A 20,741-nucleotide genomic window follows, 5' to 3' on the forward strand; every position below is an offset into this window, starting at 1 on the left:
CGTCTTCGTCATTCTTGGAACCCGTAATATGTTCCTGAATATCGCGGCCGGTATGCTAGCATGCGGACCGTGCAGGCCCGGTGGCCAAGACTACTGGCGAATTCGCGTGCCGGCGTAAGGGAATCACTGGCCCGGTACCGCCACCCATGCACCGCCGCGGGCTGCGCCGCCAACGAAAAACCACGCGAACTTGTATGGACAAATCTTTGCAACACCGTAATCTTCCCCTGCTGCTGTTACAGGCCCGTGAAAAGGCCATGGCCCATTTCCGGCGCATCCTGAACCATTATGGCCTTACCGAGCAGCAATGGCGTGTGCTGCGCGCAATCAGTGACAGCGGCGAGCCGATGGAGCAGTCCCAGATCTGCGAAACGTGCCACATACTGGGGCCGAGCCTTGCCGGGGTTTTGGCGCGCATGGAAGAAACGAAGCTGGTGACGCGCACTCGTCTCGATACCGACCAACGTCGCATGCTGGTCGCACTGACCTCGCAGAGTGCCGCGCTCATCGAGGAGATTGCGCCATTCGTCGAGCGCCAGTATGCGAACCTGGAAGCGGCGGTCGGCACAAGTGTCGTGCGCGACCTGTACCGGGCACTCGATGCCTTTCTTGCCAGCCCGGGGAAGGTGGCGCCTGTGGCGCTGCCAGTGGTCACGCGTCCTGGCGCCCGCATGCGCAGGAGCGGCTGAGAGCCCTGTGCGAGCCTGCGCCGATTCCTGTCAGGCGACCCCTGCGCCGTTGGCCGGAATCAGGTTGCGATATTTGCTGAACAGATCGGTCACAGAGCCCACTTCCAGTTTCCTGTAGATACGCTTGCGCAAGGTGCGCACAGTGTGGATGCTGATCGCCAGATCGAGCGCGACTCCTTCATTGCTGGCGCCCGTCAGCAGGCGCCGGCATACCTCCATCTCGCGTTTCGACAGCGATTGGAGCGCGGCGCCGCAGCCAGGCGCGGCGTTGGTGCGGACCAGCTCCGTCGGCGCTTGTGGCACCACGACCTTGTCGGCGTGCAGCCACGTTACCGCCGCGAGGGGCTGGGCCAGCAGGTAGGCCTGCCTCAGGTCGGATTCGTCGAAGCGGCCGCTCCCGCTCATCCGGTAAAGGTTGCAGCACAGCAGGTTTTCGCCGCGTCGGCAGACAATCGACAGTTTGTCGCACAATCCGGCACGTTCGAAGAAAAAGGTCTTATATGCGGGAGAAGCGTCCATACGGCCATCAAAGGGGTATACCGCAGCTTGCTCGCTAGCAATATTCCACAACGAGGGCAAGCTGTTGTCCAGCAGGTGGTAGCGCTCCAGGTAACGCTGATTCAGCGTATCGGCGACGCGGGGCGCCAGCCGGCCCTGGGTGAGGAGCCCGCGCACTTCGTTGCCGCCAACCAAGCTGACGACCAGGTGGTCTGCACCGACGGCTTCCTGAGACAAGTCGAAGGCGGCCTCGGCGAAATCCTGCCGGCCGACCGCTGCGATCAGGCGTCCGAGCCCGGCGAACATTTTTGCCTGGTCAGTCATTGGGCGGCGGCGTCCCATGTTGCAGGCAGGCCGGGATTTTTCATGCACCAGAATGGGCGTGCTGTCCGGTCTCGGGACGGCACGTCGGGTAGTGCCGGATGGCACAGACTGTAGCTATACATTGTCGTCTCCTTCTTGCCGCCTGCAGCATTCAGCGGCTATTTGTTTAACCGATTATAGACACCTTGTCGACCGTGATGTGTACCGCGAATGAGGTACGTCGAAATGGCGCCCGTGCCCGAACCAGGCGGCGTACCGGCAGGTAGAGGGGTCAAGTACCAAGGCCGGTAAGTGTCCATACACCTATCGAAAAGCGTATTGCGCGCGCATGCCGGCCATCCAGTTGCGGCCCTGCGCAGCTTCGTAGAAGCGCTTGTTGGTATCGCCGACGATCACCGCCGATATACCGGCGGTCGAGCAGGTTGTTAAGACCCACGTGCTGGCGCAACTGCCAGCCGCCGGGCTTCTGCCTGAACTGCACATCCGCGTTGAAGACCATGTAGCCGGGGGCTGGTTCCTCCACGTTGAGGTCGTCCAGGCGGACCTTCCCGCTCGCAACGGCCTCGATGGGGCCCTTGGTGCCGATCTCGGCAGGTACGCTGGTCGCCGGCGTCGCCAAAGGCGGCGCACGTCGAGCCAGTTGGCATCGACGCCCTGGAAATCGCGTTCGAAGTCGATCACGCCGCCGGAGTGGCTCGCCGGAGTTGGAAGGCTTTTGAGAACGACTGGTAGTGGATCACTTGGCGGGTGCCGCCGTAGACCGCCACGTGCAGGCCGCCGTCTCCAAAACGCTGATCCAGCGTGGCGCCGATCTGCCGTGATCGATGGACTTGCGTGTGTTGTAGCGACCGGCAAGGGTACGCCTGGGGTCCTGCGTGTCGGCGCCATCAGTCTTGCCGGCGCGCGAATCGCGTTGATATGTGGCCCAGCACTCCGGGCGGGTCTTGATCGCGCTGGCGCCGACCTCGTCCCCCATCAGCGCGGCATGTGCGGCCACAGCTCGACGCTCATGCTTGCTCCTGGATGCGCACTGTCGATGACCAGCTCGAAGTCGTGCAACCGCACCACTGCCGCCACGATACTGAGCCCGAGTCCCGAGCCGGCGCGATCCAGGGTTTGCGGGGCCCGATAGAAGCGCTGCAGCACGGCCGTGCGCTGGTCCGCTGCGATGCCCGGCCCCTGGTCGCTGATCGTGAGCACCGGGCCGCGCCGGCCTTCGGTCAGCGCAATGCCCACGGTCGCGTGCTCCGGACTGAACTTGATGGCATTGTCGAGCAGGTTGCTGAACGCTTCGAACAGCAACGCGTGGTCACCCTGTATCCGCCCTTGCGCGCGTCCCTGCCGCGCCAACGCAATGCCGCGTTGTTCAGCCACAGGTTCGTACAACGCGGTGAGCTCGTCGACCAAGGCGTCGATGTCGACCGGGCTGAATCCTTCGCGCCGCTGCAGGGCTCCAATCTCCGAAATGCGCAGCATGGCGTGAAATCGCTGCATCAATACATCCGTTTCGGCACCGGCCTGCTCGATCAGCTGCGCAGTAGCGGGGTCTGCGATTGCGTGCGCCCGTGTCGCGCATTCGCGCAGCAGCGCGCGGACATGGGACAGGGGCGTGCGCAGGTCGGAGGCGATACCGTCGCAGGTTCCCTTGACCTCGCCCATCAAGCGCTCGATCTGCACCAGCATGTGGTTGATTAGCTGGCTTTGCATGGCTAGTTCGTCATTGCCCGTGACGGGCAGGCGCTGGTTCAGGTCGCCGCTAGCGATCAGCGCGGTAATACGGCGCGTTTCGTTGATGCGCCTGAGCTGGCGCCGCGAGAACAGTGTGGCCCAGGCCAGTCCCGCCAGCAGGCACAGCGAGCCAACTGCAATCAGGATATGGAATACGGTACTGCGGATGCTCAGCAGGCGGGTGATGTCGCGCGCGACCACCAGCAGCCGGCCGTCCGGACGGCGCATCACGTACGCGTACACCACTGGCGCCCCGTCCTGGCCGGCAAGCTGCAGGCCGCTGCGCAGGATGCGGGCGTCAGCCCCCGGCGCCAGGCCCGCCGGCAAGGTCAGGATCTGACCGGCAAGATGGTGTCCTTCCGGGCTGAACAGGCCGTAGTGGTCGACATGGGGGCGCGCCTGTTCGAGCATGGCGTCGAGGGTAGGGGCCAGCACGCTGTCGTCGACGACATCGAAAGACAAGCGTTGCCAGTGCATGATGACGTTGGTCCCGCGGCGGCTGCTGTCGGCCACGTTGTAGCCGACACAGCCGAGCAAGATCACGACGACGAATGTGAACCCGAGCGCATAGATCGAAAGCCAGCGGAATGCCGTGGTGGACCATTGTGGCCGCGCACCAACGGTGCGCAGTCCGTCAAGCAGCCTGGTCATCGGGCGCTCCGGTGCGAAGCATGTAGCCCACGCCACGGACCGTGCGCAGCGACAGCCCGGCACGTGGCCAGTCGATTCTCTGGCAAAGGCGGCCAATGTGCGCGTTGATCAAGTTGCTTCCAGAAGCAAAGTGGCAGCCCCACAGGGCTTCGACCAGCATGGTGCGCGTGACGATCCGTTCCGGATGGCGCAGCAGAAATTCAAGAATGCGAAACTCGGTCGGCAGCACCAGTACCTCGTTGCCGTCGCAGAAAAGCTTGCGTGCAATCAGGTCCATCGTTAGCGCCCCCAGTGAAAGCGTCGCGCTTTCGCGGGTCGCGCCGTCGTCGCGGCGCAGCATAACCTCCAGGCGCGCCGCGAGTTCTTCCGGGTCGAACGGCTTGGCGAGGTAATCGTCGCCACCGGCACGCAGGCCGCACACGCGCTCGTCCACGTGGCTCAATGCGCTGAGTATCATTACAGGCGTCCATGCGCGCATTGCGCGCATGGTCCTGATGATCACCAGGCCGTCCACGCCAGGCAGTATGCGATCCAGGGTGATCGCGTCGTAGTTCCCGCTCATGGCGCGCACCAGCCCGTCCGAGCCATCCCGCGCCCAGTCGACGCTGTAGCCGCGTTTCTGCAATTCGTCGATGATCTCCCGCGCCGTGACGGGGTCATCCTCGATGGCCAGTATGCGCAAGCCGGTCACTGCTGCTCCATTGTTGCTATGTCAAATGGTAATCGCATCTTACACTGCCGGCGCCGCCGGCAGTGATGGTCGTCAGTTCAGCACCTCCATGACGGGCTTCGCTTCTTCCAGCACGTAGGTGGACAGCAGCTCGGCGGGACCAGCCCCGTTGACGACCGTATGCGCGGTACCGGCCGGGACGAGGAAGCTGTCGCCAGTGCGCAGCTCCCGCTCGGGCTGCCCGGCGATCGCGAGAGTAAGGCTGCCAGCGAGCACATAGGTGATTTCCGTGCCCGGATGCACATGCTGCGGCGAACGGCCTTGCGCTGGCACCTCGGTGCGCGTGATCCGCGTGTAATACCCCTCTCCGGGGAAGGCAACCGATTGCAGCACGGCTGGTGCCTTGCCGCTGTCCGGCGGCGATGTCGTATAAGGGGCCAGCGTGCGGGGCGGCGCTGTCAGTTCGGGCGCGTCCTTGTCCAGCCGGCGCGACGCAGGCTTCCCATTCTCCACGACGTAGGTCGCCACGATTTCGGTCTGTTCGGGACCGTTGGTGAACCAGTGCGGGGTATTCGGTGGAATAACGGCGGTGTCACCCGGCCCAACCGTGCGGTCGGGCAAGCCCTGAACATGAAGCACGCCGCCACCGCGGATAACGTACCCGGACTCGATACCCGGGTGTAAGTGCAACGAAGCGCGCGCATTGGCCGCCTGCACCCCGCGCGTGACCTCGACGACATAGCGCTGGCCGGGAAGTTCGGCGCGCTGGAGAACCGTCTTGCCGCTGGCGGGAGCGGCCGGGGTGGTTTGTGCGCTCAGCGGCGCGGCGGCAAGGGCCGCGGTCAGCGTGAGGGCGGCGTAACGGTAATAGGGCATCACAAGAACCTCATTGTCAGGGAAGAGAGCGTGGCGGCCGTGCCGTCCACGTCGCCCACTCTAGTCCGCACAAGGCCGGGGCAAAAGTGAAGAATATGTAAATAATAATTTAGTTGGCTTAACTTGACCCTCGCGCGCCGGAAGGCCGACCATTCACCGCAGGCGCTATCCCGCGCCGAGACACCGCCGGCCGCTTCGCGCCGATTATTCGAAAAAACAAGGCAGGAACTTCTATCGTGGATATCACTCAAGACCCCATTGCACCCGCTACCCGCAGATCCGGCACTGGTCATCGCAGCGCCGGCACGACTGCCGGGCGCTGGTTCTTCCGTCTTCTCGGCGCCCTTGTCCTGCTTATGGGCGCGGCCCTTGCCTACGGCGGGGTGCGCTTGCTGGCCGTCGATGGCAGCGCCTATTATGTGGTTGCTGGTTTCGTCGCGATCGTGTCGGGCGTGCTGCTCGCACTGCGGCACATGAATGGCGTGTGGCTGTTTTCGGCGCTGAGCCTGGGCACGCTCGTCTGGTCGCTTGCCGAAGTCGGCCTCGAAGGGTGGGGGCTGATACCGCGGCTGGACTGGCTGATCGTACCCGGGCTGGTCCTGCTGGCAGGCTATCGTTTCGCGGTGCGCGAACTGGTCGGCATGCGCCGCACTGGGTACATTGCAGCGACGGCGGTACCGTCGCTGTTGTCGCTGGCAGCCATCCTGGTGCCATTACTGAATCCCGCCGCCGTGATGCTGGCCGAGTCCTCCGAACCGTTCCCGCGTCCCGCCACGCCGTTCAGCCGCGGCACGGTCGATGCGCCGGACGGTAATATCGCGGCCAACCACGACGCAAGCAGCTGGACCGCCTACGCGGGTTCCAACCTGTCGAACCATTATTCCCCCGCCAGCCAGATCACCCCGGCGAACGTCGGCCAGCTGAAGAAAGCGTGGGAGTTCCATACCGGCGACCTGCCGCCGCCGGGATTGAAGACGAAGCAATATCTGAACGAAAACTCGCCACTGAAGATCGGCGACAGCGTCTACGTGTGCACCCCGACCCAGCAGGTCATCGCCCTCGACGCAGCAAGCGGCAAGGAAAAATGGCGCTTCAACCCCCGAGCCGATGCGAAGACGCTCAACACTGGCGGCGCGTACTGCCGTGGCGTGGCTTACTATGCCGTGCCGAACGGGGTCGGCGAGTGCGCGACCCGCATCCTGTGGGGCGTTACCGGCGGGAGGCTTGCAGCCATCGATGCCGAAACCGGAAAGTCGTGCAGCGGTTTCGGCCAGGGCGGCTTCGTTGACCTGACGAAGGGCATGGGCAAGTTTACTCCCGGCTATTTCGGCACCACGTCAGCGCCCGTCGTCATCCGTGGCAAGGTCATCATCGGCCAGATGGTGCGCGACGGCCAAGACCGTCGTGCGCCGTCCGGCGTAGTGCGTGCCTATGACGTGGTCACGGGAAAATTTGCGTGGGCCTGGGACCTCGGCCGTCCGGGCGTGACCACCGAACCCGGGCCGGGCGAGGAATACACCCCCGGCACCCCGAACGTCTGGGCGCCGATCTCGGCCGATGACCAGCTCGGCCTGGTGTATCTTCCGACCGGCAACGCCGCCGGCGATTTCTGGGGAGGCACCCGCACCGCGCTGGAGGAAGAGTTCACGTCGTCGCTTGTTGCAGTCGAAGCCGCTACCGGCCGCGTGGTATGGCATTTCCGTACCGTCAATCACGACCTGTGGGATTTCGACATCGGGCCGCAACCGAACCTGGTCGATTGGCCGGTGGGGGACGGCGTGCGTCCGGCTGTCATCCAGGCAACCAAGTCGGGCCAGATCTTCGTGCTTGACCGCGAAAACGGCAAGCCCCTGATGCCGGTCGTCCAGATGCCAGCGCCCAAAGGTGCCGAGGCGGGTGACTTTACCGCCCCGACCCAGCCGATTTCGCCCGGCATGCCCATGACCGTCGGTGCTCCCGGCTATATCGCCGAGCGCCTCACCGAGCGCGATGCATGGGGCCTGAGCCCGTTCGACCAGCTGGCCTGCCGCATCGAGTTCAAGAGCAATCGCTATCAGGGCATGTGGACACCGCCCAGCTTGAGCGGTTCGATCCAGTATCCGGGTTCGCATGGCGGCCTGAATTGGGGCGGCGTCTCGGTGGACCTGCAGCGCGGCATCATGGTGATGAACACCAATCGCCTTCCGTATATCGGCCGCTTGGTAAGCCGTGAGGAGATCGATGCCAAGGGTTCGAGGTCGCTGAACCAAGGAGGGCCCGACAAGCGCATGATGCCGCAAGTGGGCCTGCCTGTCGGCGCGGTGAAGTCGCCATGGCTGTCGGCGCTCCAGCAGCCGTGCATCGCACCGCCATGGGGCCACCTCACGGGCGTGGACCTGCGCACTCGCCAGGTAATCTGGCGCCGTCCGTTCGGGACCGGCTATGACAGCGGACCAATGGGGCTGAAGACGCATATGAAGCTGCCAACCGGTACGCCGTCCGACGGTGGCCCGCTAACGACCGCAGGCGGCGTGACGATCATCGGCGCGACGCTGGACCAGTTCATGCGTGGCTTTGACACGGCGACCGGCAGGATGCTCTGGGAAGAGCGCCTCCCGGCTGGCGCACAGGCCGCGCCGATCAGCTATGTCCACAACGGCAAGCAATACGTTGTCGCAGTGGTGGGCGGGCACCAGCGCCTCGGCACCAAGCTCGGCGACAGCGTCATTGCCTGGACCCTGCCATAACCTGCACCCACGCTTCGCCCTGCCGGCCCGGCAGGGCGCCACTTACGACAACTCGAGGAAACATCATGCGGTTGAACCATAAACATCTTGCATTGGCCGGCCTGTTCATCCTTGGCCTGCACGTCGCCCACGCGACGCCACTTCCTGGCAAGACCATGCCGGCTTTTCCCCAAGGGCCGGTGAAGATCGAGCAGCTGGCCTATTTCCCGGAACAGCAGATCACCGGAATCGCTGTTTCCAGGAGCGGCCGCGTGTTTGTCACCGCACCGCGCCTGAGCGTCGAGGTGCCGGTCAGCGTAGGGGAAGTCATCGACGGAAAAATCGTGCCGTATCCCGGAGCGGGCTGGAACGCCTACCGCAACGACGGCGGCGCCAGGAACGATCCGAAATCGCAGTTCGTGTCGGCCCAGGCGGCCGTCATGGACCACCGCGACAACCTGTGGATCGTCGACGCGGCAACGCCGAACGTCACCGGGCCGGTGCAGGGCGGAGTCAAGCTGGTCCGGATCGATGTAAAGACCAATACAGTGGCGCAAGTGGTGCACCTGGACGGTGAAACCACCCCGCCAGGTAGCTCGATCAACGACGTGCGCTTCAGCCCCGACGACCGCTTTGCCTACCTGAGCGATGTCGGCGGACGTGGCGGGGCACTGGTGGTAGTCAACCTTGAAACCGGCAAATCCTGGCGCGTGCTCGACGGCCACCCATCGACCCAGGCCGATCCGTCGGTCGAGCTGATGGCGGACGGCAAGCCATTACGGACACCCGATGGCAGGAAGATGAACATCGCCGTCAACGGCGTGGCGATTTCACCCGATGGCGCTACCTTCTACTGGCAGGCACTGACGGGCAAGACCCTGTACAGCCTGCCGACAGCAGTCCTGCAGGACCCGGCCAGGGCCGCGAAAGCGGAACCGGTCGTGGTGGCGACGACGCACCCGGCCTGCGGCCTGTGGATCGACGCAGCGGGACGTTTCTTCATGGCCAATCCCGCGGAGAGCTCGGTCGAGGTGGCCGATTCGGTCGGTGCTCCCCTGCGCACGCTGGTCAAGGACGAGCGCATGCGCTGGCCCGACAGCTTTGCCCAGGATACCTCCGGCAACTTGTACATCAGTGCCAACTTCATCCAGGACAGCCCCTGGTTCAAGAAAGGCGTGACGAAGACGCCTGGCGCGATCTTCAAAATTTCGCCGCGCTGAAGCGTGAGGGCGGCACGCCGCCGGCTGACCGGTCGTGCCGGCGGGGCCTCCCCCCGTTTTGCTGAAATCCCGCAGCCGTCCCGAAGGGCGCTGCCCCCTTGCATGGTTTGGGCCACGCACGCCACGCCCCGCCACGGAGGTCCGGCCCAACGACAGGCCTGCACAGCACGATCCCACCGGCATGGCCTGACCAATGCCGTAGCAGATTTAATGCTGGCGCCAGACCAGCGACCTGGATAACAGGTCAATGAATAAGCGAACAAAGGAGACAAGAAATGAAGAAGTCGGTATTGGGGTTCGCCGCTCTTGGCGTGCTCAACGTTGCGGCGTATGCCCAGTCGTCGGTAACCCTGTACGGGATCGTGGATGTCGCGGTGCGCCGCGATTCCGACTGGACCGCGGGCAAGGCGAGGATCGCTGAAGTGAGCGGCATGGTAAATACCAGCCGCTGGGGCTTCCGCGGCACTGAGGACCTGGGCGATGGCATGAAGGCCAATTTCAAGCTGGAGGGCGGCTTCGGTGTCGATACGGGAGCCCAAAGTGAATCGGCTTCCCTGTTCGACCGGCGCGCTACGGTGGGCCTGTCCGGCAAATGGGGCCGCCTGGATGTGGGCCGCGACATGACCTTCAGCTGGCAGTACACGCCGGTCTACGACCCATTGGGTGGCGTCCTGGCAACCCCGACACCGACCTCCCATTCCGCCGGCAGGGCGGGACTGCTGGTCAACGGCCTCATGTTCGTGACGAATAACCCCTATAACAACGGCAAGCTGCGCGACAATAACATCAAGTACGAGTACAGCGCTCCGAATGGCCTGCTGATCGGGCTCGACTATAGTTTTGGCGAGACGGCCGGCGACAATTCGAAGAGATCGGGCCGCCAGGTGGCGCTTGGCTACTTGACGAACGACATCAACGTCATCTCTAGTTTCGACGTGCTGCGCGATGCAAACGAGCGCCAGCAACGTATCGTCGTCGTAGGCGGAAATTTCAAGGCCAGCGAACAGATCAAGGTAACGGTAGGCCATGCGGTACTGACGGCGGACGCGCTGTTCGCGCCGACTTCCAATGCAGTCAGCAACCCGATCGCGAATTATGCGAGTACCTTCGGCGTGGCGGAGGGCGGCAAGATCAAGGTGGCGTCGACCGGCGTGGGGGCCGACTACAAGGCAGGGGGGCGCGTAACGCTCACCGCCGCGGTGTACAACACCCGTGTCAGCGGCGACGGCATCGCAGCCAACGACTACAACACCTATGCGTTCGTGGCGAAGTACGCGCTGTCGAAACAGACCCTTGTCTATGCTGCCGTCGACTACCAGACCGCAACCGTTAACGGCGGGCAGATGACGCAAAGCGGCAAGCGCACCAACAACGGCCTCACGACCGGCATCCAGACGAGGTTCTGAAGCAGTTATCACCGGGTGCTTCCGTCGTTACTGCTGGCAGACTGCTAGGGCGCGACCGTCCGCTTTCGTCGCCAGAGTCTGCTACAAGGCCGCATTCGTGACTCTTATGTTTTTTTTATGAAATCATAAAATTATTTTGCTTTCTCGATAAGTCATCTCGGTGTCAAATAGTAGAGCACAGCTTGTGTGCAGTTACCAAAATCATCCCGGGTGCCCCGGACGCATATGCTTGAGCTGATGGAGAGCATGGCGTTTCCAGAGCCGAGTCAAAAGAAGAGCTACACCAGCGCCCATTCATATTTTTGGAGTTTCGAGGAGAAGTCATGAAGGAACAAGTACATCAAGGCAGTATTCCCGAGTCGCTGCATGTCGACACCAACAACTTTCCTTACGCAAGGGATTTCACCACCGCGGGTCTCGACCTGATGCTGTTGCAAGCCGACGTGGAAGGCGGGATGTATGCCGTGCGCATCAAGTTCCAGCCTGGTCTGCAGCTGCCTACCCACAAGCACACCGGAGTAGTGCATGCTTATACGCTGGCCGGGAGCTGGCGCTATCTGGAATACCCGGACTCACCGGCTAATACCCCCGGCTCGTATCTCTACGAGCCACCCGGCTCCACGCATACGCTGAAGATCGACGACGACAACACCGGTATCACCGATGTCGTTTTCATCATTTATGGGGCTATGCTGATCCAGGACGACGCGGGCAACGTGGTCGCGGTACTCGATGCACAAAGCCATATCGACCAGTGGACGGCGGCGCTGACGGCCCAGGGGCAGGGGGTGCCTGCCTTTATCCAGGGCGGCCGAGCCGGATACTCGGCGGGTAGGCCGATAAAGCTCGTGGCGAACGGCAGCTGAACAGTGCAGGGGGGCGCAGGGCCGCGACGCTCTTCACGCCCTGCATGGGCACATCCGATATCGGCAGGAGGGAGGTCTCTGCCAGTCGGCCCTCCCCGTGAGAGTGCAGGCCTACTTTTTCACGAACTCTTGCATGAAACTGACGAAACTTTCCGCCGCGGGAGACAGCAGTGTCCCGACTTTGGTGAAGATGCAGACTTCCCGAATGAATTCCGGTTCATTGAGCGGTTTCATCTCAAGCTGGTAAGCCTTGACAAGCGGCTCTGCGTAGGACGGACAGGCCGTGATACCCAGGCCCGAGGCCACCATGCCAAGCGTCGTGGTCATGTACGACACTTCGTAGACCGGCTTGATCTGCAAATTATTCGACCACATGTTCAGGTCCAGCAAAAGGCGGGCATTGTAGTCCCTGGTTTGCGCGATGAAGGGATACGGTTCGAGATCCTTCCAGGTCACCCGGCCCAGCTGTGCCAGCGGATGGTCCTTTGTGCAAACGAGCAGATGGCGGTCGCTTAGCAGCGGTGCACGGTGGATTTCATCATGCTGCACGCCTTCAGGGCCAACCCCCAGGTCTACTTCCTGGGTCGCGACCTTTTGCACGACCAGTTCAGGCAAGGTATCGACGAGAACGAGCTGGATGTCCGGGTATCGCGCGCGATACGCCGCGATCACCCGGGGCATCAGCGTGCATGACATTAATTGCGGTGACGCAATCCGGACAATCCCGCGCCTGAAATCCTTAAGTGAAGTAACGCTGCCGATGGCTGCATCCAGGTCCTGCTGGATCTTTTCTGCAAAGGGATAGAAATCTCTGCCGGCTGCCGACAACTCCACCTTCCGCGTGTTGCGATCAAACAAGCGAATGCCGAGTTCAGCCTCGAGTTCACGCACGAGGATGCTGAGTGCGGACTGTGTCAGGTTCAGCTGTTTTGCTGCCCCTGTGAAATTTCCGCAGGTTGCGACGGCAAGAAAGGCACGTAACTGCCGCAGAGTGATATTCATTAAAAAACCTTATGAATAGATAAATTTATTTCACTTTATATATAAATCAATTTGCTGTCAAATGGGGATATCGCGCCAAGGTGAGGCCGATTCGCCCGGTCTCTGATTCCCAAACTAGTCTATGAGGAAAGAAAATGTCCTTTGTCCCAATCCGGGGTCTACATCATTTTGCTTACCGGTGCAAAGACGCCGAGGAAACCCGGCATTTTTACGAAGACCTGCTGGAATTGCCGCTCGTCCACGTGATCCGGGCCGATAACGTACCGAGCACCGGCGAGTACTGCCCTTACGTGCACATCTTCTTTGAAATGGCGGATGGCTCGTATATTGCGTTCTTTGATCTAGGTGATGACGTCAAGGCCGATCCCTCCCCAAATACGCCGAGCTGGGTCAATCATCTGGCTCTCAGGGTGGATTCGCCCGCGGATCTGCTGGCCGCAAAGGCAAGGCTGGAGGCAGCCGGAGTGGAGGTGCTCGGCATTACGGACCATCACATTATCGAATCGATCTATTTCTTCGATCCGAACGGCATCCGGCTCGAACTGACCACCCCGACAGTATCGGAGAAGGAAATGGAATCGCTTGCGCAAGAGGCGCACGAGGAAGCCGGCAAGTGGGCGAAAGAGAAGCAGGAACGCCGCAGCGCGGCCGTGGGGGCATGAAGATGGCCGAACTGAAACTCGCTGTAATCGACGTAAAGCCCGGCGCAACGATGGAGAGCCAGTCCGGCTTGCAGATGCTGCGTCCACGCATATACGGTGCGTATGCCGAGCCCGCAGGGCGCAGGAAGGTTGCAGCGGTCATCATGCATCCCACCAGTAACTTCATGGGGCATTACCTGATCCAGCCGCTTGCGGAGCGAGGCATCTGCTGCATGGGCCTCAATTCGCGCTACGTCAACAACGATACCGTGCTACTGATGGAACGCGTCATCCAGGACCTGGGCGCAGGCGTGAAATACCTGCGCGATGCCGGCTATGAAAAGGTGGTCCTGATCGGCAATTCCGGCGGCGCCGCGCTGTCGTCCTTTTACCAAGCGCAGGCCGAGAACCTGACAGCTGTCCGCTTCGCCCATGGCGATCCCACGGGGTTGAGCCCGGAAGACCTGCCCCCTGTCGACGGCATTGCCCTGTGCGCGGCCCACGAGGGACGCTCGAGGCTGTTCCTGAACTGGCTCGATCCTTCGGTTGTCGACGAGAGCGATCCGCTCAGCGCCGATCCCGAATACGACATGTTCAACCCGGAGCACGGACCGCCGTATTCGACGGCCTTCCTGGAGAAATTCAGGGCCAAGCAACGCCAGCGCCGCGACCGTATCGAAAACTGGGCACTGGCGCGCCTGAGGATGTTGCGTAGCGATCCAAAAGGCCCGCAGGACCAGGCGTTCGTGGTCTACCGCACGCTGGCCGATCCCCGGTGCCTGGATCTTTCCCTGGATCCGAATGATCGGGAGATCGGCAGCGTATGGGGCGATGCCAGGAAGGTTAATTATGCCGGCAATTCAATGGGGCGCTACACCTCGCTCACGGCATTCCTGAGCCAGTGGTCGTCGAGGTCGCAGGCGGACGGTCCGAGCAACCTCGCCAACACGAGCGTGCCGGTGCTGCTGGCAACTTACACGGGCGATGCCTCCACGTTCCCCAGTACCCGTGATGCCTGGTTGCAGGCAGCGCCGGGCCGCATTCGCAATATCGATATCCTGGGCGGGAATCATTACCTGGCCGGGCAGCCGGAGCAGGTCATGGAAGTCGCTGACGCGATTGCCGTCTGGGCACACGGACTGTAGGCGCACACATGGACAGCTTGTTTGGCAAGATATGGGCGATGCACGTGGTGGCAAGCGATGGCAACGCCGAAGCGCTCCTCTACATCGACCGCCACCTGGTCAATGAAGTCACGAGTCCGCAGGCATTCGAAGGTATTCGTTCGGCAGGACGGCCGCTGCGACGGCCAGCGTCGATCCTCGCTGTGGAGGACCATAACGTGTCTACCGCGCTGGATCGAAACCAAGGGCACATGGATGCGCAAAGCCGCGAGCAGATCGCCGCATTGCGGCACAACGCCCGCGATTTCGGGGTGCGCCTGTACTCGTTGGACGACAGCCGGCAAGGCATCGTTCACGTGGTGGGGCCGGAACAGGGATTCGTCCACCCGGGCATGACGGTGGTGTGCGGGGATTCCCATACGTCCACCCTGGGAGCGTTCGGCGCCGTTGCATTTGGCATCGGTACATCCGAAGTCGAGCACGTGCTTGCAACCCAGACGCTGCGGATGGCACGCCCGAAGGACATGCGCGTCAATATCACGGGAACCCTGCCCACCTGGGTCAGCGCGAAAGACGTGGCGCTTGCCGTGGTCGGCCACTTGGGAGCGGCAGGCGGGACGGGTTACGCGATTGAATATGCTGGCGACACCGTGCGCGGCTTTTCGATGGAAGAGCGCATGACTCTATGTAACATGACCATCGAAGCGGGGGCACGGTTTGGCCTGGTTGCACCGGACGAGACGACTCTCGCCTACCTGAAGGAACGGCCTCAGGCGCCGGCCGGGCACGCATGGCAGGCGGCGTGCTTGATATGGGAGTCTTTGCAGACGGACACGGGCTTCGTGTTCGATCGCGAGATCTACATCGACGCCGGCAACCTGGCCCCATGCGTCACCTGGGGAACCAGTCCGGCCGAAAGCCTGCCGATCGACGGCGTGGTGCCCGATCCACGCGCGGCGCAGAGCCGCGAAGAACAGGACGCGCTCGAGAAAGCGCTCCGCTACATGGGTTTGGCGGCCGGTACCGCATTGCGCGACATCGCCATCGACCGGGTATTCATCGGTTCATGCACGAACGGCCGCATTGAAGACCTTCGCATGGCTGCCCGCGTGCTGCAAGGACGCACGATTGCGCCAGGCATGTCAGTTCTCGTGGTGCCGGGATCGGGTGCAGTGCGGATGCAGGCCGAGAAGGAAGGACTCGATCGCATCTTCATCGAGGCCGGCTGCGAATGGCGCCTGCCGGGCTGTTCCATGTGCCTGGGAATGAACGAGGACAGGCTGCGGCCGGGTGAACGGTGTGCATCGACCTCGAACAGGAATTTCGAAGGGCGACAGGGGCCGGGCGGGCGTACTCACCTGCTGAGCCCCGCGATGGCTGCCACGGCGGCCTTGACCGGCAGGCTGTCCGATGTGCGCGAGGCAATGCAAGCATGAACCAGCCCTTTACGATCTTGCGCGGTGTCGCCGCGCCCCTCGATCGCGCCAACGTCGATACCGATGCAATCATTCCGGCCCGTTTCATGAAGACAATCAAGCGTAGCGGCCTGGGCGCACACCTGTTCGACAGCTGGCGTTACGGTGTGGATGGGCTGGCCGAGCCGACGTTCGTGCTCAACCAGCCTGCATACCGCAATACGTCCATTCTCGTGGCGAACGACAATTTCGGCTGCGGCTCATCGCGTGAACATGCGGTCTGGGCCCTGGCAGACTTCGGCATCCGCTGCGTGATCGCGCCCGGCTTTGCCGAAATATTCCAGAACAATGCGATGAAAAACGGTCTCCTGCCGGTCGTACTGCAGAAAGCCGACGTCAGGCATTTGCTGGACAGTATTGGCTCGTCGCCAGGCGTTGAAATCACTGTCGACTTGCCCGGGCAATGCGTCAAGCACGCCGGTGCGCGCTACGAATTCGATATCGACCACACCAGGAAGGATCGCCTGGTTCGCGGTGTCGATGACATCGGCATGACACTGCTGCAGGAAGACGCAATCAGGCTGCACGAAATTCGACAGCGCCGTTTCATGCCCTGGCTATTCAACGATATTTGAGAGAAGACTATGGAACAGATTGGTCAGTTTCGCTACACAAAATTTGCGACGACCCTGCCGGACCTGGTGGACGGCCGCGACAGCAAGCGCCACCGCATCGTCATCTGTGGCGGGGGGCCGGTCGGCATGGTAACGGCGCTGGGCCTGGCACGTCATGGGATCGCCTCGACCATCGTCGAAGCTGACGACTCGGTGTGTGTCGGCAGCCGCGCGGCGTGCGTGTCCCGCCGCAGCCTGGAAATCATTGAGCAACTGGGCGTATTGAAGCCCTTTCTCGACAAGGCGCTTCCCTGGACGGGGGGGCGCAGTTATTACAGGACAAAGGAAGTGTTCCAGTTCGAAATGCCGCATGATGCGAACCAGAAGCTCCCGCCGATGGTCAATTTGCAGCAGTATTACATTGAACAGTTCCTCCTGGACGAGATCGGCAAGTACGCCGGGTTGATCGAAGTGCGCTGGGCCTCGCGCGTGAGCAAACTCGATCGTCGTGCGGATGGCTGCACGATAACTGTCGTCAACGTGCTTGGCGAATACCAGATGGAAGCCGACTGGCTGATCGCCACCGATGGCGGCCAGAGCTTCGTTCGCAACGCGCTGGACCTGAAGCTCAAGGGCATTGCCTACGAAGGCAAGTACGTTATCGCCGACATCGAGATGCAAAGCGATGCCCCCGCGGAGCGGCGAGCGTGGTTCGATCCACCGTCGAATCCGGGATCCACCATGCTGATGCACCGTCAGCCCGACAACGTCTGGCGCATCGATTACCAGGTCCCGGACAACGTCGATCCTGAGGAAGCGATTCGGGAGGAAAACGTGCTGCCCATCGTGGAAAAACACCTGGCCATGCTTGGCGAGCGGCAACCATGGAAACCGGTGTGGCTCAGCATCTATCGGGCCGGCGCAATGACCCTCGACAGCTATTGGCATGGCCGGGTCCTGTTTGCCGGGAACGCCGCCCACGTGGTTCCCATCTTCGGCGTGCGAGGTCTTAATTCCGGCATTGACGATGCTTACAACCTGGCGTGGAAACTCGCTTTTGTCGTCAAGGGCCTGGCTCCGCAAGAACTGCTGGCCACCTACAGCGAGGAGAGGGTACAGGCATTTCATGAAAATATTTCCTATGCAACCAAGAGCACGGAATTCATGGCGCCGCCTTCGCGCGGCTACCAGTTGATGCGCGAGGCAGCGTTGTCGCTGGCCGAGAAGCATCCGGTCCTGTGCTCCCTGCTGAATCCACGGCAGACATCGCCCATCGTGTACCAGGACTCCCATTTGAACACCCCGGCCGACCCTCGGGAAGATTTCGCAGGCGGTCCTGCCCCCGGCGCTGTCCTGCTGGAATGCCCGATTCGCCTGGCCAGCGCGCCGGACGCCCCGGCCTATCTGACGGATCTTCTATCTGAGGGTTTCACGATCCTGGATTTCTCGACGGACGGATCGATGCATGCCGGTGTCGCAGCTGCACTGGAACAACTCGGGAGCGATGGCATACCGGTCCAGGTGTGCATCGCGACCCGTACGCCGGATGCGCGAACCGACGTACGTGCCACGCATTGCGCGCTCGATCACACGGGTAACCTGTTCGACCTCTACGATGGCGAGCCAGGCACGGTCTACCTGGTGCGGCCGGACGGCCATATCGCCGGCCGTTGGCGCAATGTCGGGGCAGAGGCGTTGCAGACGGCAGTCTACCGGGCGCTCGCCAAAATATAAGGACAGCAGATGAAACAGCAACAACTGACCGCCGTCGAACGGGATGAAGTTTATTCGACACTCAGCCAGCGAGTGACCAGTGTCGGCACGGCCCAGGAATCGCTATACCTTGCCAGGCTGGTATTGCTTATGGCCGAGGCGATTGCCGACAAGACGCACATCCTGCGCTTGCTGGAAGAAGCGGGGGAGGGCATGGAGCGCGTACCCTGCGACGGACCGAAGACGGGTTCTTTCTGATATGCCGGGGCGCCATGCGCCCCGCAACGGCTGGCATGGCGCCGATCAGGCCAGCGTATGCGGCCACAGCTCGACGCTGACCCTTGTGCCGGGGTGTGTACTGTCGATGCGCAGGGCATGGTCATGCAGGCGCACCACGGCCGAGACGATGCCCAGCCCGAAACCCGGCATGCTCCGTGTACGGCTTGCCGGCAGGCGGGAAGCGCCCTGCAGCACGGCGTTATGCTGGTCCGACGGCATGCCTGGTCCCCGATCGCTGATGGACATCATCGGGCCCTGCGCCGTGTCGACGAGCGTAATTGCAATCGGCGTGTTGTCCGGGCCGAATTTGATCGCATTGTCGAGCAGGTTGCTGAATGCTTCGAAGAGCAAAGCCTGGTCGCCCGATATCGGCCGGCAGGCTTGCACCTGCAGCGATAGTGTAATGCCGCGCTCCTCCCCCAGCGGTTCATACAGCTCCGCCAGTTCTACCACCAGCGCACCGATGTCGACCATGTCGAAGCGGCCGCGCCGCTGCAGCGCGCCTATCTCGGAAATGCGCAGCAGTGCGCGAAAGCGGTGCAGTAGCATGTCCGTTTCTTCGCCTGCCCGCTCGATTAGACCGGCGATGCCAGCATCGCCATTTGCCTGTGCACGCTCCGCACTCTGGCGCAGCAGGGTACGAACGTGCGAAAGCGGTGTACGCAAGTCATGGGCAATGCCGTCGCAGGCGCCTTTGACCTCGCTGATCAGACTCTCGATCTGACCCAGCATCTGATTGATCAACTGGCTCTGCATCGCGAGTTCGTCTCCGCCGGTCTCGGGCAGCCGTTGGTCCAGGTCTCCGGCGGCAATGAGCAACGTGGTGCGGCGGATTTCATCGAGACGCGTGAGCTGGCGTAGCGAGAGGACGGTGGCGTATGCGAGGCCCGCCACCAGGCACAGGGTACCGCCGCTGATCAGCAGGACGATGAGGGAGCTGCGAATACTGAGCAGGTGGGAAACGTCGCGTGCGATAACCAGCAGCCTGCCGTCGGGACGCCGCCCGAGCGAGGCATATACCACCGGAGGATTTGCATGTCCCGCGATGCGCAGCCCACTGTGCAGGGTATGCGATTCGCCGTCGGGCTTCAGCGCCGCTGGCAACGCCAGTATCTTTCCGGCGACATGCCGGCCGTCGGCCTCGAACAACCCATAGTAGACGACGCGCAGTCGTTCCTTTGCCAGCGTGGCGTCAACGGTCTGGACCAGCTGGCTATCGTCGATGGCATCGAAGTACACTCGCTGCCAGTGCATGATCACGTCGGCGAAGTTGAGCATGTTGGCCGTGACGGTATAGCCGACATAGCCGAGCAGGGTCACGATGACGAACGCGAAGCCAACGGCGTAGACCGACAACCAGCGGAACGCGCTCGTCGACCATTGCTGTCGTGCATTCGTGCCGAACAGGGCGTGGAGCACCCTAGGCACCGGAAGAACTCCTGCCGAGCATATATCCGGTGCCGCGCACCGTCTGCATGGAAAGCCCGGAGGCGGTCCAATCGATTTTCTTGCGCAGTCGGCCCATATGGACATTGATAAGGTTGGTGCCGGGATCGAAGTGGTAGCCCCACACGGCTTCGAAGAGCATGGTGCGGGTGATGTTCTTGCCTGGATGGCGAAGCATGAATTCGAGGAGGCGAAATTCGGTCGGCAGCAGCACCACTTCCTTCCCGTGGCAGAAGACCTTGCGGGCAATCAGGTCCATCGTCAGCGCACCCAGAGCGAGGGCCGCAGTTTCCCTGGGCTCGTCGTCGTCATTGCGGCGGAGCATTACTTCCAGCCTTGCGGCGAGTTCTTCAGGGTCGAAAGGCTTGGTCAGGTAATCGTCGCCGCCGGCCCGCAGACCGCACACGCGCTCGTCGACATCGCCCAGTGCGCTCAGCATGAGTACCGGTGTCTTCGCCCGCATGGCGCGCATGGTCTTGATGATGGTCAGGCCGTCGACGCCGGGCAGCATGCGATCGAGCGTGATCGCGGCGTAGTTGCCGCTCAGCGCACGCACGAGTCCGCTGGATCCGTCGCTGGCCCAGTCGACGCTGTAGCCGCGCTTTTGCAGTTCGTCGATGATTTCCTGCGCCGTAATCGGATCGTCCTCGATTGTCAATATGCGCGAGAGGGTCACGGGTACAGCTCCCTGGGTAGCAATGTTGAAGTTCATGCATCATACACTGCAGGCGTAATGGCCTGCGATGGCGCCCGATATGGCTCGGCATGGCGTGCAAGTGGAGGCAGAATGGCCTCGCGACGTGAGCTCCCCCTTCGCAATGATACCGCCATGACTGCGCGCAGGGCTGGGTGAAGCCAGGCGATGGGGCACCAG

At 62.3% G+C, this 20,741-nt stretch carries 18 protein-coding genes; 11 read left to right on the forward strand and 7 right to left on the reverse strand.

Features of this window, described 5'->3' with window-relative positions:
- Positions 1–194: 194 nt before the first annotated feature.
- Positions 195–689, forward strand: a complete 495-nt coding sequence (gene hpaR, locus V6Z91_RS18495; protein ID WP_338759385.1) for a homoprotocatechuate degradation operon regulator HpaR — start codon at positions 195–197, stop codon at positions 687–689.
- Positions 690–719: 30 nt separating this feature from the next.
- On the opposite strand, the gene V6Z91_RS18500 is transcribed toward hpaR, so the two are convergent.
- From V6Z91_RS18500 to V6Z91_RS18515, 4 genes are all read right to left on the reverse strand, one after another.
- Positions 720–1,511, reverse strand: a complete 792-nt coding sequence (locus V6Z91_RS18500) for a helix-turn-helix transcriptional regulator (RefSeq protein WP_338759388.1) — start codon at positions 1,509–1,511, stop codon at positions 720–722.
- Positions 1,512–2,486: 975 nt separating this feature from the next.
- Positions 2,487–3,890, reverse strand: a complete 1,404-nt coding sequence (locus tag V6Z91_RS18505; protein ID WP_338759391.1) for a HAMP domain-containing sensor histidine kinase — start codon at positions 3,888–3,890, stop codon at positions 2,487–2,489.
- A complete protein-coding gene (locus V6Z91_RS18510; protein ID WP_338771923.1) occupies positions 3,874–4,572 on the reverse strand; it encodes a response regulator transcription factor in 699 nt (232 codons plus the stop codon). The genes V6Z91_RS18505 and V6Z91_RS18510 overlap by 17 nt, the downstream gene beginning before the upstream one ends.
- 81 nt (positions 4,573–4,653) lie before the next feature.
- A complete protein-coding gene (locus V6Z91_RS18515) occupies positions 4,654–5,436 on the reverse strand; it encodes a cupin domain-containing protein (protein WP_338759394.1) in 783 nt (260 codons plus the stop codon).
- Positions 5,437–5,672: 236 nt separating this feature from the next.
- Here V6Z91_RS18515 and V6Z91_RS18520 point away from each other — a divergent pair, with 236 nt between their 5' ends.
- The 4 genes from V6Z91_RS18520 (at position 5,673) to V6Z91_RS18535 (ending at position 11,633) form a co-directional block, all read left to right on the forward strand.
- Positions 5,673–8,162, forward strand: coding sequence for a membrane-bound PQQ-dependent dehydrogenase, glucose/quinate/shikimate family (locus V6Z91_RS18520; RefSeq protein ID WP_338759397.1), 2,490 nt, complete (start codon positions 5,673–5,675; stop codon positions 8,160–8,162).
- Between the two features lie 65 nt (positions 8,163–8,227).
- The gene (locus V6Z91_RS18525; protein ID WP_338759400.1) at positions 8,228–9,361 is read left to right on the forward strand and encodes an L-dopachrome tautomerase-related protein; all 1,134 of its coding nucleotides are present in this window, start codon (positions 8,228–8,230) and stop codon (positions 9,359–9,361) included.
- Between the two features lie 275 nt (positions 9,362–9,636).
- Positions 9,637–10,767: a porin gene (locus V6Z91_RS18530; RefSeq protein WP_338759403.1), complete on the forward strand. Its 1,131-nt coding sequence runs from the start codon at positions 9,637–9,639 to the stop codon at positions 10,765–10,767.
- A gap of 323 nt (positions 10,768–11,090) precedes the next feature.
- Positions 11,091–11,633: a 2,4'-dihydroxyacetophenone dioxygenase family protein gene (locus V6Z91_RS18535; RefSeq protein WP_338759406.1), complete on the forward strand. Its 543-nt coding sequence runs from the start codon at positions 11,091–11,093 to the stop codon at positions 11,631–11,633.
- Positions 11,634–11,744: 111 nt separating this feature from the next.
- Here the strand turns inward: V6Z91_RS18535 and V6Z91_RS18540 are convergent, their stop codons facing one another.
- Positions 11,745–12,635: a LysR family transcriptional regulator gene (locus V6Z91_RS18540; protein WP_338759409.1), complete on the reverse strand. Its 891-nt coding sequence runs from the start codon at positions 12,633–12,635 to the stop codon at positions 11,745–11,747.
- A 134-nt stretch (positions 12,636–12,769) separates the two neighbouring features.
- Here V6Z91_RS18540 and V6Z91_RS18545 point away from each other — a divergent pair, with 134 nt between their 5' ends.
- From V6Z91_RS18545 to V6Z91_RS18570, 6 genes are read left to right on the forward strand one after another with little or no spacing between them, the layout of a single operon-like run.
- A complete protein-coding gene (locus tag V6Z91_RS18545; RefSeq protein ID WP_338759412.1) occupies positions 12,770–13,297 on the forward strand; it encodes a VOC family protein in 528 nt (175 codons plus the stop codon).
- Between the two features lie 2 nt (positions 13,298–13,299).
- Positions 13,300–14,421: an alpha/beta hydrolase gene (locus V6Z91_RS18550; protein ID WP_338771926.1), complete on the forward strand. Its 1,122-nt coding sequence runs from the start codon at positions 13,300–13,302 to the stop codon at positions 14,419–14,421.
- An 8-nt stretch (positions 14,422–14,429) separates the two neighbouring features.
- On the forward strand, positions 14,430–15,836 hold the full coding sequence (gene leuC, locus V6Z91_RS18555; RefSeq protein ID WP_338759415.1) for a 3-isopropylmalate dehydratase large subunit: 1,407 nt from the start codon (positions 14,430–14,432) through the stop codon (positions 15,834–15,836).
- Positions 15,833–16,450 carry a 3-isopropylmalate dehydratase small subunit gene (gene leuD / locus V6Z91_RS18560; RefSeq protein ID WP_338759418.1) on the forward strand — a complete coding sequence of 206 codons (618 nt, stop codon included), beginning with the start codon at positions 15,833–15,835 and terminating at the stop codon, positions 16,448–16,450. Before leuC ends, leuD begins: the two co-directional genes overlap by 4 nt.
- Before the next feature lie 9 nt (positions 16,451–16,459).
- Entirely contained in the window at positions 16,460–18,163 is a 1,704-nt protein-coding gene (locus V6Z91_RS18565; protein WP_338759421.1) for an FAD-dependent monooxygenase, read from the forward strand.
- 9 nt (positions 18,164–18,172) lie between these two features.
- Positions 18,173–18,400, forward strand: coding sequence for a hypothetical protein (locus V6Z91_RS18570; protein WP_338759424.1), 228 nt, complete (start codon positions 18,173–18,175; stop codon positions 18,398–18,400).
- A 45-nt stretch (positions 18,401–18,445) separates the two neighbouring features.
- On the opposite strand, the gene V6Z91_RS18575 is transcribed toward V6Z91_RS18570, so the two are convergent.
- On the reverse strand, positions 18,446–19,840 hold the full coding sequence (locus V6Z91_RS18575; protein WP_338759427.1) for a HAMP domain-containing sensor histidine kinase: 1,395 nt from the start codon (positions 19,838–19,840) through the stop codon (positions 18,446–18,448).
- A gap of 1 nt (position 19,841) precedes the next feature.
- A complete protein-coding gene (locus tag V6Z91_RS18580) occupies positions 19,842–20,579 on the reverse strand; it encodes a response regulator transcription factor (RefSeq protein WP_338759430.1) in 738 nt (245 codons plus the stop codon).
- Positions 20,580–20,741: the final 162 nt, after the last annotated feature.

The organism is Massilia sp. METH4 (genome assembly GCF_037094685.1).
Taxonomy (GTDB): Bacteria; Pseudomonadota; Gammaproteobacteria; order Burkholderiales; family Burkholderiaceae_D; genus Rugamonas.